19 protein-coding genes are annotated in these 13451 nt (G+C 43.6%); 6 read left to right on the forward strand and 13 right to left on the reverse strand.

What is annotated here, in order from left to right; translation table 11 throughout:
* Positions 1–9: 9 nt before the first annotated feature.
* From CYCME_RS00705 to CYCME_RS00735, 5 genes are all read right to left on the reverse strand, one after another.
* Positions 10–444 (reverse strand): hypothetical protein, encoded by a 435-nt coding sequence (locus tag CYCME_RS00705; protein WP_020931831.1) that lies wholly within the window; start codon positions 442–444, stop codon positions 10–12.
* 280 nt (positions 445–724) lie between these two features.
* The gene (locus CYCME_RS00715) at positions 725–1612 is read right to left on the reverse strand and encodes a cation diffusion facilitator family transporter (RefSeq protein ID WP_020931833.1); all 888 of its coding nucleotides are present in this window, start codon (positions 1610–1612) and stop codon (positions 725–727) included.
* 7 nt (positions 1613–1619) lie between these two features.
* Positions 1620–2447 (reverse strand): helix-turn-helix domain-containing protein, encoded by an 828-nt coding sequence (locus CYCME_RS00720; RefSeq protein ID WP_020931834.1) that lies wholly within the window; start codon positions 2445–2447, stop codon positions 1620–1622.
* A gap of 342 nt (positions 2448–2789) precedes the next feature.
* Positions 2790–3101, reverse strand: coding sequence for a DUF6804 family protein (locus CYCME_RS00730; RefSeq protein WP_020931835.1), 312 nt, complete (start codon positions 3099–3101; stop codon positions 2790–2792).
* Positions 3102–3103: 2 nt separating this feature from the next.
* Positions 3104–3397: a hypothetical protein gene (locus CYCME_RS00735; RefSeq protein WP_020931836.1), complete on the reverse strand. Its 294-nt coding sequence runs from the start codon at positions 3395–3397 to the stop codon at positions 3104–3106.
* Between the two features lie 140 nt (positions 3398–3537).
* On the opposite strand from CYCME_RS00735, the gene CYCME_RS00740 reads away from it, so the two are divergent.
* From CYCME_RS00740 to CYCME_RS00760, 5 genes are read left to right on the forward strand one after another with little or no spacing between them, the layout of a single operon-like run.
* Positions 3538–4560 (forward strand): integron integrase, encoded by a 1023-nt coding sequence (locus CYCME_RS00740; RefSeq protein WP_020161663.1) that lies wholly within the window; start codon positions 3538–3540, stop codon positions 4558–4560.
* Positions 4553–5362: a cobalamin-binding protein gene (locus CYCME_RS00745; RefSeq protein WP_015004953.1), complete on the forward strand. Its 810-nt coding sequence runs from the start codon at positions 4553–4555 to the stop codon at positions 5360–5362. The genes CYCME_RS00740 and CYCME_RS00745 overlap by 8 nt, the downstream gene beginning before the upstream one ends.
* Positions 5355–5963 carry a DsbA family protein gene (locus CYCME_RS00750; protein ID WP_015004954.1) on the forward strand — a complete coding sequence of 203 codons (609 nt, stop codon included), beginning with the start codon at positions 5355–5357 and terminating at the stop codon, positions 5961–5963. The genes CYCME_RS00745 and CYCME_RS00750 overlap by 8 nt, the downstream gene beginning before the upstream one ends.
* A 33-nt stretch (positions 5964–5996) precedes the next feature.
* Positions 5997–6455 (forward strand): NfeD family protein, encoded by a 459-nt coding sequence (locus CYCME_RS00755; RefSeq protein WP_223253205.1) that lies wholly within the window; start codon positions 5997–5999, stop codon positions 6453–6455.
* 20 nt (positions 6456–6475) lie between these two features.
* Positions 6476–7324, forward strand: a complete 849-nt coding sequence (locus CYCME_RS00760; protein ID WP_015004956.1) for an SPFH domain-containing protein — start codon at positions 6476–6478, stop codon at positions 7322–7324.
* 3 nt (positions 7325–7327) lie between these two features.
* On the opposite strand, the gene CYCME_RS00765 is transcribed toward CYCME_RS00760, so the two are convergent.
* The 4 genes from CYCME_RS00765 to CYCME_RS00780 are packed head-to-tail and all read right to left on the reverse strand — an operon-like array spanning position 7328 to position 9533.
* Positions 7328–7792 (reverse strand): glycine zipper 2TM domain-containing protein, encoded by a 465-nt coding sequence (locus CYCME_RS00765; protein ID WP_016390353.1) that lies wholly within the window; start codon positions 7790–7792, stop codon positions 7328–7330.
* A 58-nt stretch (positions 7793–7850) separates the two neighbouring features.
* Entirely contained in the window at positions 7851–8342 is a 492-nt protein-coding gene (locus CYCME_RS00770; RefSeq protein WP_020931838.1) for an LEA type 2 family protein, read from the reverse strand.
* A 55-nt stretch (positions 8343–8397) separates the two neighbouring features.
* Entirely contained in the window at positions 8398–9048 is a 651-nt protein-coding gene (locus CYCME_RS00775; RefSeq protein WP_020161668.1) for a glutathione S-transferase, read from the reverse strand.
* A gap of 2 nt (positions 9049–9050) precedes the next feature.
* Positions 9051–9533: an FKBP-type peptidyl-prolyl cis-trans isomerase gene (locus CYCME_RS00780; protein ID WP_015004960.1), complete on the reverse strand. Its 483-nt coding sequence runs from the start codon at positions 9531–9533 to the stop codon at positions 9051–9053.
* Positions 9534–9605: 72 nt separating this feature from the next.
* Here CYCME_RS00780 and CYCME_RS00785 point away from each other — a divergent pair, with 72 nt between their 5' ends.
* Positions 9606–10427, forward strand: coding sequence for a PHP domain-containing protein (locus CYCME_RS00785; protein WP_020931840.1), 822 nt, complete (start codon positions 9606–9608; stop codon positions 10425–10427).
* Between the two features lie 4 nt (positions 10428–10431).
* Here the strand turns inward: CYCME_RS00785 and CYCME_RS00790 are convergent, their stop codons facing one another.
* From CYCME_RS00790 to rsxD, 4 genes are read right to left on the reverse strand one after another with little or no spacing between them, the layout of a single operon-like run.
* Entirely contained in the window at positions 10432–11088 is a 657-nt protein-coding gene (locus CYCME_RS00790) for an energy transducer TonB (RefSeq protein WP_223253206.1), read from the reverse strand.
* Positions 11089–11106: 18 nt separating this feature from the next.
* The gene (locus CYCME_RS00795) at positions 11107–11790 is read right to left on the reverse strand and encodes an electron transport complex subunit E (RefSeq protein ID WP_015004963.1); all 684 of its coding nucleotides are present in this window, start codon (positions 11788–11790) and stop codon (positions 11107–11109) included.
* A complete protein-coding gene (gene rsxG / locus CYCME_RS00800) occupies positions 11783–12424 on the reverse strand; it encodes an electron transport complex subunit RsxG (RefSeq protein ID WP_020161671.1) in 642 nt (213 codons plus the stop codon). The genes CYCME_RS00795 and rsxG overlap by 8 nt, the downstream gene beginning before the upstream one ends.
* 1 nt (position 12425) lies before the next feature.
* On the reverse strand, positions 12426–13451 hold the full coding sequence (gene rsxD / locus CYCME_RS00805) for an electron transport complex subunit RsxD (protein WP_041932850.1): 1026 nt from the start codon (positions 13449–13451) through the stop codon (positions 12426–12428).

A 13451-nucleotide genomic window follows, 5' to 3' on the forward strand; every position in this document is an offset into this window, starting at 1 on the left:
CAGACCCTATCAACACAAATGCATGATTGCAAGACCTGACCCTTTGTTCCCATTAAATAGTGCCACGACAGCCGATACAAAACTAACGCCCATAGCGATGAGAACCAATAGGGCTATTAGGTTCTTTAAAAATCCTTTCGATTCTTTAGCTTGGGATTTAGACTGTCGTATACCTTCCAACGCTTTTACCAGATCATTATTTTTACGAGCATCTTTCATTTCACTAATAAACCTTTGTTTATCAGCATCATTTAGTTTGATGTTTTCACCATTTTTAATTTTATTACCGATTTCATTAAGCTGTTCCAAGCTAAAATAGTGATCTGATAGTGCCATTGAAAACGCCATGTCATCATCATTTTCTGGTGTTCTATGACAGTTTTCGCACTCTGTGAACGAACCGAATTTCAGTTCTCCGCAATTAAAACATACAGCTTGAGTCATATGCTCACCTTTGTTTATAACGACCAAGCTCACCGGAAAAATAAAGATGCAAAGCGAAGCGGCGCAGCTTTATTTTGTCCGAGTGCAGCGCCTTGTTATGCCTTGTCCTTCTTTGCAATCACAGCCTTAAGAGCTGCTGACGTTTTTGTTTCTTATAATCAGATAACAATTGGCCATTAAAATACGATGCCTAGAACATAACGCAATCTGTCATGAAGAATGATTACAGACTCTTCACTTCCACAATTACTCATTTAAAACTTGCTTCGATATAAAAAAGTTAACACTGATCATATTTGCATTCTTTAATCTCAAACTCGAGTGTTGAATGCCCGATGGAGAATTTTTGTGCAAGCGCTGTTTTTAATTCACCCTTCACTTTATCCAGTTGTGAATAATCAGAAAGTAGAACATGAGCTTCTAATGCATTCTGATGCTCGTCAAGTTGCCAGATATGTACGTGATGAACATTGATAACATTTGTTACCTGCTGCATGGCTGTGATGACATCATCAATAACAATGCCCTCCGGTGTTCCCTGCATCAGGATATGAATGGTTTTTGGTAACATCGTGGCTGCCTGGTACAAAACATACGCGGCTATCAATAATGTTATTAAGGTGTCACTCCAGTACCACTCATAAAGAAGGATCAGTGTGCCGGCAACAATAACACCCAGTGAAGCCAGTGCATCCGATACATTGTGCAAAAAAGCGGCACGGATATTCATACTGTGCTTAGACATGGTGAAGGTAAGAAACGCGGTTGCCAGATCAATCACAAGTGCTATCGCCGCCACAATCACAACCATCCAGCCTTCAATAATCTGTGGTTCATAGATTCGCCATAGCGCTTCATAGGCCAGGTACAGCCCAACCAGGACAAGCGTGACTAAATTAATCAATGTGGCGATAACTTCAGCGCGTTTATAACCAAAGGTTCTGAAATGATCCGCCGGTTGACGCCCGATCTTTCTGGCGACCCAGGCAATGAGCAGTGAGGCGGCATCACTGAAATTATGCAGCGCATCAGCAATAAGTGAAAGGCTGCCCGATAGAATACCACCGACGACCTGTGCTAATGTCAAGAGCATATTGATAGCGATGGCGAACCCCAGGCGGCGATCACCTATTGATTCAGTGTCGTGGTTATGCGAATGCGTATTCATTGTGTACCTATAAAGAAAAAGATTTTGTTGTTCGACTGGAAAGATAGGCATGTGCTTCCCGCGCATCCAGCTCTCGTGTACTATTACCTGTGCGTACCATAAGCCGTGCTACGCTGTCCTCATGATAATAAACAGGTTCAACAGCGCTCTCGACAATGACGCGGCAGATGGTTTTATTTTCAATATCGTGGAACCGGCAATGAAGTAATGCGCAAGCGTTTCCTCCTAGACTGGTTTTAACCGTATCCATCAGTGCGCGTTCGAAGCCGTCTCTATTTTTGTGTTTCAATGTCTGGAAGTCAGAGTCGATTCCAATGATATTGCCGTTGTCCTCAACACCGATTAGCAGTGTACCGCCTTCGCGATTTAAAAAACCGGCGATGGTTTTGATGACAATCGACTCAAGTGCGCGATTCGTTCGCTGTTGTCTTACATCCCAACGATACGTGGATTTGAATTCAAGATGCTCACTTTCGCCTCTGGCAATCAATAAGGGTAATTCTTCAGCAAGCTCGTGTTCCAGAGAGCGGACAAGATTTTTTTGGCCAGACAGTCTTATATGGTACAGACCGAACAATAGACCAACAATACCGCCAAGCAGTGCAAACACAAAGCTCATAGGCATTAATTCAAACTTGAATTCAGTAATTAAACGCTGAATCAAAAACTCTATCGGGCTGTTACCCGGAAATTCGATTAAGCCCTTGTATTCGTACCAGAATACCATTGTCGTCAACGGATGTAATAGAAGCACGCCTATTATTGCACCAATAATAAAATGAAAAAGTAAGATCCATTTTTTTTGATTAATTAAACTACCTGATGAGTATGTCATCTTTCTTTAACCACCTGTTTGGTTGATTATTCTCTTGATCTGGAAATCCAGTGCATTGATTCATCGTGGCTTGTGCCTCACCCCGGTGCATGGACACTTCCGCAACTGCAAAAACAGCTCTTGCATAGGCTTTACAGTCTTTGCCTAAATCCTCGAATGCGCTCGCCGTGTTTGTAAGAACCACCCCAATTCCAAAGGTTCCAACGATAGCCGCTGATTTTAACTTTTTATATTCGATCCTTCTTGAGGGTTAATGGGGTATAACGCCTTGCTCAGCGGCAGTTTAAAGTGGCACGTTTTTGCGAAAGCAAAAAAAGTGACGCTTTAAACTGTCCGCTGGAGCTATTTGTTATGTGCTTTACTTTCATTCTCTTGAATTTTTCCGCGAATAAGAATTAAAAACATACCTGAACAAAAATCTATAACCGCCCACATTTCTTTTGGGAAATGAATTTTTAGTATGGGGTTAAATACAATAGCCAATACAATAAATATCCAAGGCAATATATCCTCGTTACGCTCAAATGCAATGAATGCCGCCCATGCAAAAACACCACAAGCTATAAACCGCAATAACATATAATAGCCATACGGCAATGGAAAGACGCCAATAAATAGAAAACCAGCAGCAATATATATTAGCAGCTTAGGCATAATTACTTTTTAACGCCTTCGATAATTGAAAGAATAACTCCCGGTATTAAGAATGCCAAACCCGGCGCAGCAAATAATGCAGCGAAACCCCAGTGCCAGCCCCAAACATCCATTGCACCGAAAAATGCACCAATAGTAATTGGGAGTGTGAAACGAAACATTAAAGCTGCAACGATAGCTACGCCAGCCCATACAGCACCGAAATGAAAATCAATACCAACATATCCTGCGACTATTTGCAGAATACCGTAACCCATAAAAAGGATAAACCCACCAACACCTAACAACGCTTGCATTATTTTCTCTCCTTCATTGGTGCTTATTGCACATAACTAGTTATTAAGGGGAATAAAAATTCCCTGTAATTCTTTTACTTATAAGGAATATAATTCCCTGTAATGCGATAATCAAGAAAAAACAGGAGGTAATTTACGTTATGTCCAATTTCAATAGTCCTTCAGAGAATAAGTCAATTTTTCGACCACAATCCAAACGTTTAATGGATCAGGTTCGAGAAGTTCTTCGGTATCATCATTATGCCTTGCGTACTGAAGAGTCGTATATCAAATGGATCTTAGCTTTTATCCGTTTTAATAATAAAAGGCACCCTAACGAATTGGGTAAGGCTGACATTGAGGCATTTTTGTCAGATATGGCACTGAATAAGAACTATTCGGCCTCTTCTCAGAATCTTGCAATGAATGCGATTGTTTTTTTGTATAAAAAGGTTCTTGATATGCCTGTGGCGGAGAATATTTCGGCGGCACGATCCAAAAAACCAGTGCGAATTCCTGTTGTTTTGAGTAAAGGTGAGGTGGTTGAGCTTTTAAAACATATGCGGGGAGTGAGGGGTTTGATGGCTCGTTTAATGTATGGCGGCGGCTTAAGGGTATTGGAGGTGTCGCGCTTACGGGTACAAGATATAGATTTTGCTAATGGCTATCTTATGATTAGAGATAGCAAGGGTGGTAATGAGAGAAAAACACCTTTGGCGGCTACGGTTGTAACGGATTTAAAGTTACAGCTAGAAAAAGCCAGGTCATTATTTGAGAAAGATCTTGCAGCGGGTGAAGCGAATGTTTACTTACCGGGTGCGTTGGCTAAAAAATACCCTAAGGCAGCTTCAAGTTGGGAGTGGCAATATGTATTCCCATCTAAGAATTTATCAGTCGACCCACGAGATGGTGAAATAAGGCGTCATCACCTTAATGAGTCGGGTATTCAAAAATCTATTCGTGAGGCAAAGCAAAAAGCCAATATCAATAAAAGAGTAACGAGTCATACCTTAAGGCATTCGTTTGCGACACATTTGTTGGAAGCCGGTACAAATATTCGTGTGGTGCAAAAATTATTGGGCCATAAAGATGTTAAAACCACTGAAATTTACACCCATGTATTGCAAGAAAACATGGATGGGGTGATCAGCCCCTTAGAACGTTTAGAGGGATTGAATGAATAGAAAAAACACCGGCGCACAACGCATTGTGTGCCTAACTGAAGAAACCACCGAAGCCTTGTATTTAATTGGTGAGCAACAGCGCATTGTGGGTATTTCGGGCTTTACTGTACGCCCGGCGATTGCGCGTAAGGAAAAACCTAAAGTGTCGGCATTTACTTCGGCTAAAATTGATAAAATTTTGGCCTTAAAGCCGGATTTGGTGCTGGGTTTTTCGGATATGCAGGCGGATATTGCAGCTGAACTTGTTAGGGCTGGTTTGCAGGTGCATGTGTTTAATCAGCGTTCAGTGGCTGAAATTTTTACCATGCTACATACCTTAGGCGCGTTGATTGGTGAGCCTGAAAAAGCGGCGGTGCTGGTGAACCAATACCAGCAAAATATTAAACAGTGTGTTGAGCAAGCTAGTGGTTTTAAGAAAAAACCGAGCATTTATTTTGAAGAATGGGACGATCCATTAATTTCTGGCATTCGATGGGTGTCTGAGCTGGCTGAAATAGCAGGGGGTGTGGATTGTTTCCCCGAGTTATCAAAACAAGCGGGGGGTAAAGATAGAATTATTGCCGACCCTAAGACCGTGATTGACCGCGCGCCGGATATTATTATTGGTTCATGGTGTGGTAAAAAATTTCGACCAGAGCGAGTGGCTGAGCGCGAGGGCTGGGATGTTATTCCTGCGGTAAAAACGAATCAACTGTTTGAGATTAAATCGGTGGATATTTTACAACCCGGGCCAGCTGCGCTGACCGATGGTTTGCGCCAGCTACAAACTATTATTAACAACTGGGTGATGCTATATGGATAAGGTGCTTTATTACGTACACGACCCAATGTGTAGTTGGTGTTGGGCATTTAATAAAACATGGGCCGTAATACAGTCTAGTTTGCCCAGCTCTATTGAGGTGCGTTATTTATTAGGAGGGCTTGCGCCGGACAGCGATCAGCCAATGGCTACCGACTTGCAAGAGAAAATTAGTGATGGCTGGTATCGCATTCAGCAGCATGTTCCAGGTACCGAGTTTAATCACAATTTTTGGACGCTGTGTAAGCCACGTCGCTCAACGTATCCATCATGCCGTGCCTTAATTGCTGCAAGAATGCTGGATAGAGCAGCGGAAAAGCCGATGCTATTGGCGATTCAACAGGCGTATTATTTACACGCTAAAAACCCAGCCGATGACGAGGTGTTAATTGAATGTGCTGGCGAGATAGGGCTTGATGAAAGCGAGTTTTCGGCCTTATTGAATCACTCAAGTACTCAGCAGCAATTATTGATGGAAATAAAATTGGCTAGAAGTATGGGTGCCAGTAGCTTTCCAAGTATCGTGTTACAGCAGAGCGAACAGAACCGGTTGTTACGCTATGACTATAACGACCCACAGGTACTATTAAATCAGTTAAGCTAACACGGTAAAGCCGAATAAATAAAAGGAACAGTGATGATGGAGCTTGAGTTGGTTTATTGGCACTGGTTAGTGCTGGGTATGTTGCTGGTGGGGTTTGAGATTTTTGTGCCCAGTTTTACAGTGCTATGGTTTGGTTTGGGTGCTGTTGTTGTGGCTGCTTTTTTGGCCTTAGTACCCTCGTTAACGCTCGGTTGGCAATTGTTTATTTGGACCATTTTTTCGGTTGTTTTTGCTGCGGGCTGGTTTAAATTTTTGCGCCCCAAAATGATCGATCGTACTAAGGCGGGTATTACGCAAGAAGCGATTGCAGGTGAAACGGGAATGGTGATTAAAGCGCCCAGTGAAGCATCGCGTGGGCATGTACGTTTTACGACCCCTATTTTGGGTGATGATGAATGGGAGTTTATCTGTGAAGACCCTGTAATAGTCGGCGATAAAGTGATGATTAAAGAAGCCTCGGGCAATACGCTTGTGGTTAACAAAGTAACGTAATTTAAAAAAAGGAGTTAACAATGGAAGGACTTATTGTAGCGGCGGTATTTTTTGGGCTAGTGTTCTTAACGGTTGCGATGGGGGTTAAATTGGTGCCCCAAGGGTCTAAGTTTGTTGTGCAACGCCTTGGTAAGTTTCATAAAACATTAGGGCCGGGGTTAAATTTGGTGGTGCCATACATAGACCAAGTTGCCTATCGTGTTACCACGAAAGACATTGTGTTGGATATTCCCTCCCAAGAGGTGATTACGCAAGATAATGTAGTGATTATTGCTAATGCGGTTGCGTACATTAATATTGTGGCGCCAGAACGTGCTGTGTATGGCGTGGAAGACTATGAGCTAGCCATTAGAACCTTGGTACAAACGTCGCTTAGGTCTATTGTGGGTGAAATGAAGTTGGATGATGCATTAACCTCTAGAGAATTAATTAAAGCACGTTTAAAAGAAGCTATTTCAGATGATATTTCAGACTGGGGGATTACGCTTAAAACCGTTGAAATTCAAGATATTACCCCATCTGGCACAATGCAAAATGCAATGGAAGAGCAAGCGGCTGCAGAAAGGCAACGTCGCGCAACGGTGACTCGGGCAGAAGGTGAAAAAGCCGCTGCCGTTTTGGAAGCGGAAGGTCGTTTAGATGCATCAAGACGAGATGCAGAGGCGCAAGTAGTATTGGCAGAAGCGAGTAAGTTGGCTATTACTAAAGTGGCTGAAGCGATTCAAGATAAGGAATTGCCGGTGATGTATATTCTGGGTGAGAAATATGTCGATGCAATACAAGATATGTCAAATTCAGATAACGCAAAAACCATTTTGCTACCGGCAGATTTGCCGGCAGCAATTAAAGGCATGTTGGGTGGGCGTTAAGGCTTATTGAATAACGCGAACTTTGCCCGAGGCGCTGCGAATCAGTTTGACGTGATCGCCTTTTCTAAACATAACGTTTTCGTTAACTTCTTGTACAACGGATTGTACTTGGCCGTTATCGAGCTGAATGGTAATTTGCACGCCATTGGCCTTGTTATACATAGCCTCGGCTTTGTTGCCGACAATACCACCGACAACTGCGCCCGCCACGGCTGCGGCAGCACTGCCTCGACCGCTACCAACACTGCTGCCACCAATGCCGCCAATTAAACCACCGGCAATTTTACCGACGGCGTTGCCTTCTGAATCGATGGTGACTGGCTGAAGATCAAGGATGATGCCATTTGTGACGTGTAAGGTTTGATTAGCTTCACTACGGGTGTAGCCTTCGCTGGATGGGCCATATGGGTTGGGGCCAGCACAAGCGATTAATAGTAAAGATAAGGTGATTGGAAGTAGCAGCTTCATGATGTCTCCTTTTTTTTAAAGGCTGTTGTAAGTTGGAGTACAAAGATCTCTGGTTGGTTCATTTCTTTAAGAGCGTATTAAGGTTTAAGGTGCCTTCTTTTACAAAGGGTAAGCTGTACATAGAGGCAGGAATGTTAACGGTGCCATGGCTGACTTTACCGGTTAAACGAAAGTGTAAATCAGTCTTGTTAGTGCCAGAGAGTGATTCTAGTTGTCTGATTACGCCCAATGTATTGCTGATCAGAGAGACCGTTAGGTAGGCTTCTTGATAAGGCAATATATTGACCGATTGGCTGCTGACCCCATGCGCAAATTCTGATCCATTAATTTCTAATTGATAACTAAGCCCTTTAATGAAAAACGGGAAGTCGTTTGTATTTTGAATGCGTAAGGTTAATGCGTATTCTTGCTCTAGCAGATGTGCGTTAACCAGTTGAATATTATTAAGGCTGATTTGCGGTGGTTGTGCATGATAGGTAATACCGGCGCAACCTGCCAAGGTTAGTAGAACTATAAATGGAACTAGAAGTTGGTGTGTAAGGAAACGCATGGTTATCTCCGTGGCGGGTTTTAATCTTATGCTAGGCAGAAGCTAAAAGAAAGGGTTAGAACAAAAGAGTATCTTGGCCTTCTTCCCAAGCTGGGTATTTGTTCATAATGCTAGTAAACAGTTCAGAAGAAAGATAGTGTTCAAACCAGCGCTGCAAATACGGGTAAGGGGTTTGCTTGAACCAATCAATGTCTACATGCGCAAACTGGCGAATAAAGGGAAAAATGCCAATGTCTGCAATCGAGGGTTCATCGTCCAGTAGAAAAGAATGCGCTGCTAATCGTTGATCTAAAAGGCTAAGAAAAGCCTCAGCTTGTGTACGGTAGTGCTCCGCTGAGAAGTCGGGAAATCGATCAGCATATTTATAGTGATCGAGGTGTTGTTTAAATTCATTATCATTCAGCGATACTAGGCGGTTAGCGTCTAAAACCCGCGCCGAAGAACCCCTTAGGGACTGGCTATCGTTTATTGATGTTGCCCAGTGCACAATTTCCCAGCTTTCATCAATGACTTCACCAGTGGGTAACTGAAGCACAGGCACAGTTCCTTTAGGTGAGATCGCTAACATGGCAGGTGGCTTGTTGCGCAAGACAACTTCACGCAAGATCACCTTAATACCAGCGTGCTTTATTGCTAAGCGGGCTCGCATGGCATAGGGGCAGCGACGAAATGAATATAAAATGGGCGTGTTGGCTGTAGAGGTCACGTTTAGTGGTGGTGGCCGCCTGCGCCATGAGCATGCCCGTGTGAAATTTCTTCTTGTGTGGCGGCTCGAACATCAACAATGTCAATGTCAAAGTGAAGCGTTTGCCCTGCTAGGGGGTGATTGGTGTCTACCTTAGCCATAAATTTCCCCACTTTTACGACGTTGACTTGGTGCTGACCTTTTTCAGTTTGCACGGTGGCAATCATGCCTGGACGCCATTTTTTAGCGCCCATTAAATGTTTGACTGGAACGCTTTGAATTGAATTATCTAGACGTTCGCCATAACCATCTTTTGGTTCAACACTGACGCTAAACTTATCACCTGCTTGTTTGCCTTCAAGTGCTAATTGAACACCACGAATCATGCCGCCATGACCTTGTAAATACGCGATGGGTTCTTGAGCCGAAGAGCGCTCAATAATTTCTTGTTCGTCATTTTTTAAGATGTAGTTAAATCGTACAACGGTGTCTTTAGTAATCTGCATGGTTAAAAAGTTTGTGGTCAATAAATAACAATTTTAACATTCAAGTTTGCCTCACGGTGTAAACTTCATGGCATGAAAAAAATTGATCTTCATTCGCATACCCTTATTTCTGATGGGACATTAACCCCCAATGACTTGGTTGAACGGGCGAAAGCAAAGGGTGTTGAGATGTTAGCCATTACTGACCATGATACGGTAGATGCTTATGAGCAATTATCGCCAGCCAGTTATGACGGCTTGAAGATTATTCCTGGTGTTGAACTGTCAACGCAATGGCGAGGGGTGGGTGTTCATGTTGTCGGTTTGAACTTAAGCCTCGATAGTGCATCGATTAAAGAAGGGGTCGCTCGGCAGGAAAAAGCACGGGCTGATCGAGCACAGATTATTGCCAAACGGTTAACTAAACTGGTTGGCCCCATCGATTTTAATCGGGTCAGTGAAATTGCTAACCATAGCCAGATTGGGCGGCCCCATTTTGCACAGCATCTTGTTGAACTCGGTGTGGTTAAGAATACCTCCACGGCGTTCAAGAAATACTTGGGAGATGGAAAGCCGGGCGATGTAAAACAATGCTGGGCAGAGTTACCGAACATTATCGACTGGATAGTAAAGGCAGGCGGGGTGGCAGTATTAGCGCACCCACTGAAGTATAAAATGACATGGACTAAGCGGTCGGCGTTATTGGATGATTTTATTGCAGCAGGTGGTAGAGGGATGGAAGTTGTCTCTGGCCAGCAAACCAAGCAAGAAACGGACAGATTGGCTAGGCTGTGTGTTGAAAAAGGCTTACTGGCTTCGTGTGGCTCGGATTTTCATCAATCGAGTCAGTGGAGTGATATTGGTGCAATGTCAGCATTTCCAACGGTATGCAAACCGATTTGGCTAGACTGGTAAGCGCTTAGTAACTGTTCAGTCGAAACTCGATTTTTTGCTTATAGGTGGAAAGAGAGTTGAATTTGCTAGCAGGAAATCGCCACGTTTGAATTGTTTTTAAGGCAGATCGGTCAAGGGCAGATGAGCCAGAGCTTTGAATAATAATTGCTCGGGTAACACGCCCATCATTAGCTACTGAAAGATCAAAAATAACCGAACCTTCAACGCCTCTTCGCCTTGCAACGCTTGGGTATTTTGGCTTAGGTTGATAGGTTGGCTGTGGCGACATAAAAAGGGCTGGTTTTTTAACCGGCGATGGCAGGGGAGAAGCGACCTTTTTGGGTGTTACTTTAGGCGTTGCAGCGGGTGCCTTTTTTTTGACCACTTTCTTGGGCTTTGGGCTTACTTTTTTTGCCGTAGCTGCCTTTGTGACAATTTTTTTTGGTGTTACTTTCTTTGGCTTAGGTTCAGGCGGTTTAATGGGTGTTGGCGGAGTGATTGGCGTTGGCACAGCCAAAGAAATACTTATTTTCTTAGTGGCAATGCTGTCAATATCATCGCTTGAAAAAATACCGGTTTGATAGGCAAGAGCCACAACAATGGCATGGGCTATAAACGAAATAAAGACAAATAGCAGCACTGACTTTGGCTTGTAAATAACCGACCCCCATGACTGTGCCACGCTACTCACGAATTATAATCAGGCTTTTTCAGGGTCCATTGATAAAGTGACTGTTTGAGTACTTGGTTTTGCAAGTCGCTTATCAATAACATTTTTTAGCGCAATAAGTAGGCCTAAACCAATAAAGGCTCCCGGCGGTAAAATAGCGAGCAAGAAGCCTTCGTAATCGCGAATGACATAAATGACCATGTCTTTAGCCGCGTCTCCAAACATTAAATGAGCGTTTGCAAATAAAGTTCCAGAGCCAAGAATTTCACGTGCGGCGCCTAGAATAACTAAAGCGGCAGTAAAGCCAAGCCCCATAGCTAAACCATCTACCACGGATGTACCAAGAGGGTTTTTGGATGCAAAGGCCTCTGCGCGGCCAATAATGGAACAATTGGTCACAATCAGTGGAATAAAGATGCCAAGTATGAGGTATAGCTCATAAAAGAAGGCATTCATGAGCAGCTCAATGGCGGTGACAATGGAGGCAATAATGAGTACAAAAACGGGCAACCTAATTTCGCTACCCACTTGTCGCCGAATAATAGACACAATAGCATTGGATAATACGAGGGTGAGGGTGGTCGCCAGCCCAAGCCCTAAACCGTTAATAACGGTATTACTCACTGCCAGCAGAGGGCATAGCCCTAGTAGAGCAACGAAGGCTTGGTTGTTATCCCAAAGACCATTTTTTAAAATTTGTTTGTAACTATCCATTGTTAGTTGCTTGGGTAATGGTTGTTAATGTTTCTTGATTGGCTTGATAATATTGTAAGGTTCTTAACACTGCTTTAACGACGGCTCTAGGTGTAATAGTAGCGCCAGTAAATTGGTCAAAACGACCTCCGTCCTTCTTAACCTGCCATAAACGGCTTACAGGGTTGTTTAATGAACGTCCATTAAAGCCGTAGATCCAATCACTCTTGTTGGTATCAATGGCATCGCCTAGCCCCGGTGTTTCGTGATGTGAGACCACGCGAACACCAATTAGTTCGCCATTCGCTCGAATAGCCACCAATAGTTTGATAGAGCCATTGTAGCCATCCGCTGCAGTCGGTGAAGCAATGATGGCCATCAGTTGGTTGTTTTTGATGGCTTTATAAATAGTGACTTCGTGTTTATTTCCAAAGGCGCTTGGGTCTACGACTTGAAGTGTATCTGTTAGCAGGTCGTTATCATGAAGCGTTTCAGGGACTAGCTCACGTAGGTTTTGTAAAATAAATAAGCGCTCATTATCTGCAATTTTTTCATGTGTTATCGAATAAGTGAGCGAGACAAGCCCAATGCCAATTAGCGAAAACAAGCCGAGCACCCAGCCAGACTTTAGAATTGATGTTTTATTATTAGCCATATTAGTGGTGCCCATAAACGCGTGGAGGCGTGTAATGGTCGATCAGTGGAACGGCCATATTAATAAGGATAACTGCAAAAGCAATGCCTTCGGGGTAACCACCCCATGTGCGAATAATGTAAGTGAGTAAGCCAATTAAAACGCCATAAATAAAGCGGCCCTTTAAGGTCGCGGCAGCGGTAACCGGATCGGTAGCGATAAAGAAAGCACCGAGTATGGCGCCACCGCTAAGCAAGTGAAACAACGGTGATGGTGTCACGCTAGGTTCCAGTAGGTAGAAAGCAAAGCTGATGGTGAACAAGCCACTTAACAAACCGACAGGAATATGCCAGCTAATGATTTTTTTAAATACTAATAGAAGGCCGCCCACAAGGTAAGCAATAGACACCCATTGCCAGCCTTCACCGGACAGACTACCAAATATAGATGATGAGCGTATTTCACCGATGGTTTGATTCAGGCCGAGCTGCGTCTTCATTTCATCGAGTGGTGTTGCGGCGGTTATTGCGTCAATTAGTGCTTGTTTAGGTTGTTGATCTAGAATAATGGGTAGTAGATCAGTAAAGCTGCTATCGGCGGGTAGCATTGAATAAGGCAGCATCCAAACGGTCATGCTTTTTGGAAAAGAAACCATTAAGACGGCAAAGGCAACCATTGCTGGATTGAACGGGTTATAACCGAGCCCGCCGTATAAGTGTTTGGCAATAACAATAGCAATAAAAGCGCCTATGCACGGAATCCACCATGGTGCGATGGTGGGTAAGGCAAGTGCTAAAAGCACGGCAGTTACTACGGCGCTTAGGTCAGACAGAAAAGGGAGTACAGGCCTGTTACGAAGGTTCAACATGACCGCCTCAGTGATAACGGCGGTGGAAACACAGATAATAATATTGCTTAAAACGCCTAGGCCAAATTGCCAAATCATCGTAATGATGCCCGGCACTAATGCAATAAGAACCCAGAGCATCATTTTCTGGATACTATTTTGCGGTTCAATAAAGGGCGCGTTAGAGGTTAAAAAATGCAC

The organism is Cycloclasticus zancles 78-ME (genome assembly GCF_000442595.1).
Classification (GTDB): domain Bacteria; phylum Pseudomonadota; class Gammaproteobacteria; order Methylococcales; family Cycloclasticaceae; genus Cycloclasticus; species Cycloclasticus pugetii.

Bases quoted from the DNA above. Each gene is read 5' to 3' on its own strand.
- CYCME_RS00780 (WP_015004960.1), bottom strand. From the start codon at position 9,533: ATGCAGATTACTAAAGACACCGTTGTACGATTTAACTACATCTTAAAA.
- rsxG (WP_020161671.1), bottom strand. From the start codon at position 12,424: ATGGCTAATAATAAAACATCAATTCTAAAGTCTGGCTGGGTGCTCGGC.
- CYCME_RS00765 (WP_016390353.1), bottom strand. From the start codon at position 7,792: ATGAAGCTGCTACTTCCAATCACCTTATCTTTACTATTAATCGCTTGT.
- CYCME_RS00795 (WP_015004963.1), bottom strand. From the start codon at position 11,790: ATGGATAGTTACAAACAAATTTTAAAAAATGGTCTTTGGGATAACAAC.
- CYCME_RS00760 (WP_015004956.1), top strand. From the start codon at position 6,476: ATGGAAGGACTTATTGTAGCGGCGGTATTTTTTGGGCTAGTGTTCTTA.
- CYCME_RS00740 (WP_020161663.1), top strand. From the start codon at position 3,538: ATGTCCAATTTCAATAGTCCTTCAGAGAATAAGTCAATTTTTCGACCA.
- CYCME_RS00705 (WP_020931831.1), bottom strand. From the start codon at position 444: ATGACTCAAGCTGTATGTTTTAATTGCGGAGAACTGAAATTCGGTTCG.
- CYCME_RS00755 (WP_223253205.1), top strand. From the start codon at position 5,997: ATGATGGAGCTTGAGTTGGTTTATTGGCACTGGTTAGTGCTGGGTATG.
- CYCME_RS00785 (WP_020931840.1), top strand. From the start codon at position 9,606: ATGAAAAAAATTGATCTTCATTCGCATACCCTTATTTCTGATGGGACA.
- CYCME_RS00770 (WP_020931838.1), bottom strand. From the start codon at position 8,342: ATGCGTTTCCTTACACACCAACTTCTAGTTCCATTTATAGTTCTACTA.
- CYCME_RS00745 (WP_015004953.1), top strand. From the start codon at position 4,553: ATGAATAGAAAAAACACCGGCGCACAACGCATTGTGTGCCTAACTGAA.
- CYCME_RS00750 (WP_015004954.1), top strand. From the start codon at position 5,355: ATGGATAAGGTGCTTTATTACGTACACGACCCAATGTGTAGTTGGTGT.
- CYCME_RS00715 (WP_020931833.1), bottom strand. From the start codon at position 1,612: ATGAATACGCATTCGCATAACCACGACACTGAATCAATAGGTGATCGC.
- CYCME_RS00735 (WP_020931836.1), bottom strand. From the start codon at position 3,397: ATGCAAGCGTTGTTAGGTGTTGGTGGGTTTATCCTTTTTATGGGTTAC.
- CYCME_RS00730 (WP_020931835.1), bottom strand. From the start codon at position 3,101: ATGCCTAAGCTGCTAATATATATTGCTGCTGGTTTTCTATTTATTGGC.
- CYCME_RS00720 (WP_020931834.1), bottom strand. From the start codon at position 2,447: ATGACATACTCATCAGGTAGTTTAATTAATCAAAAAAAATGGATCTTA.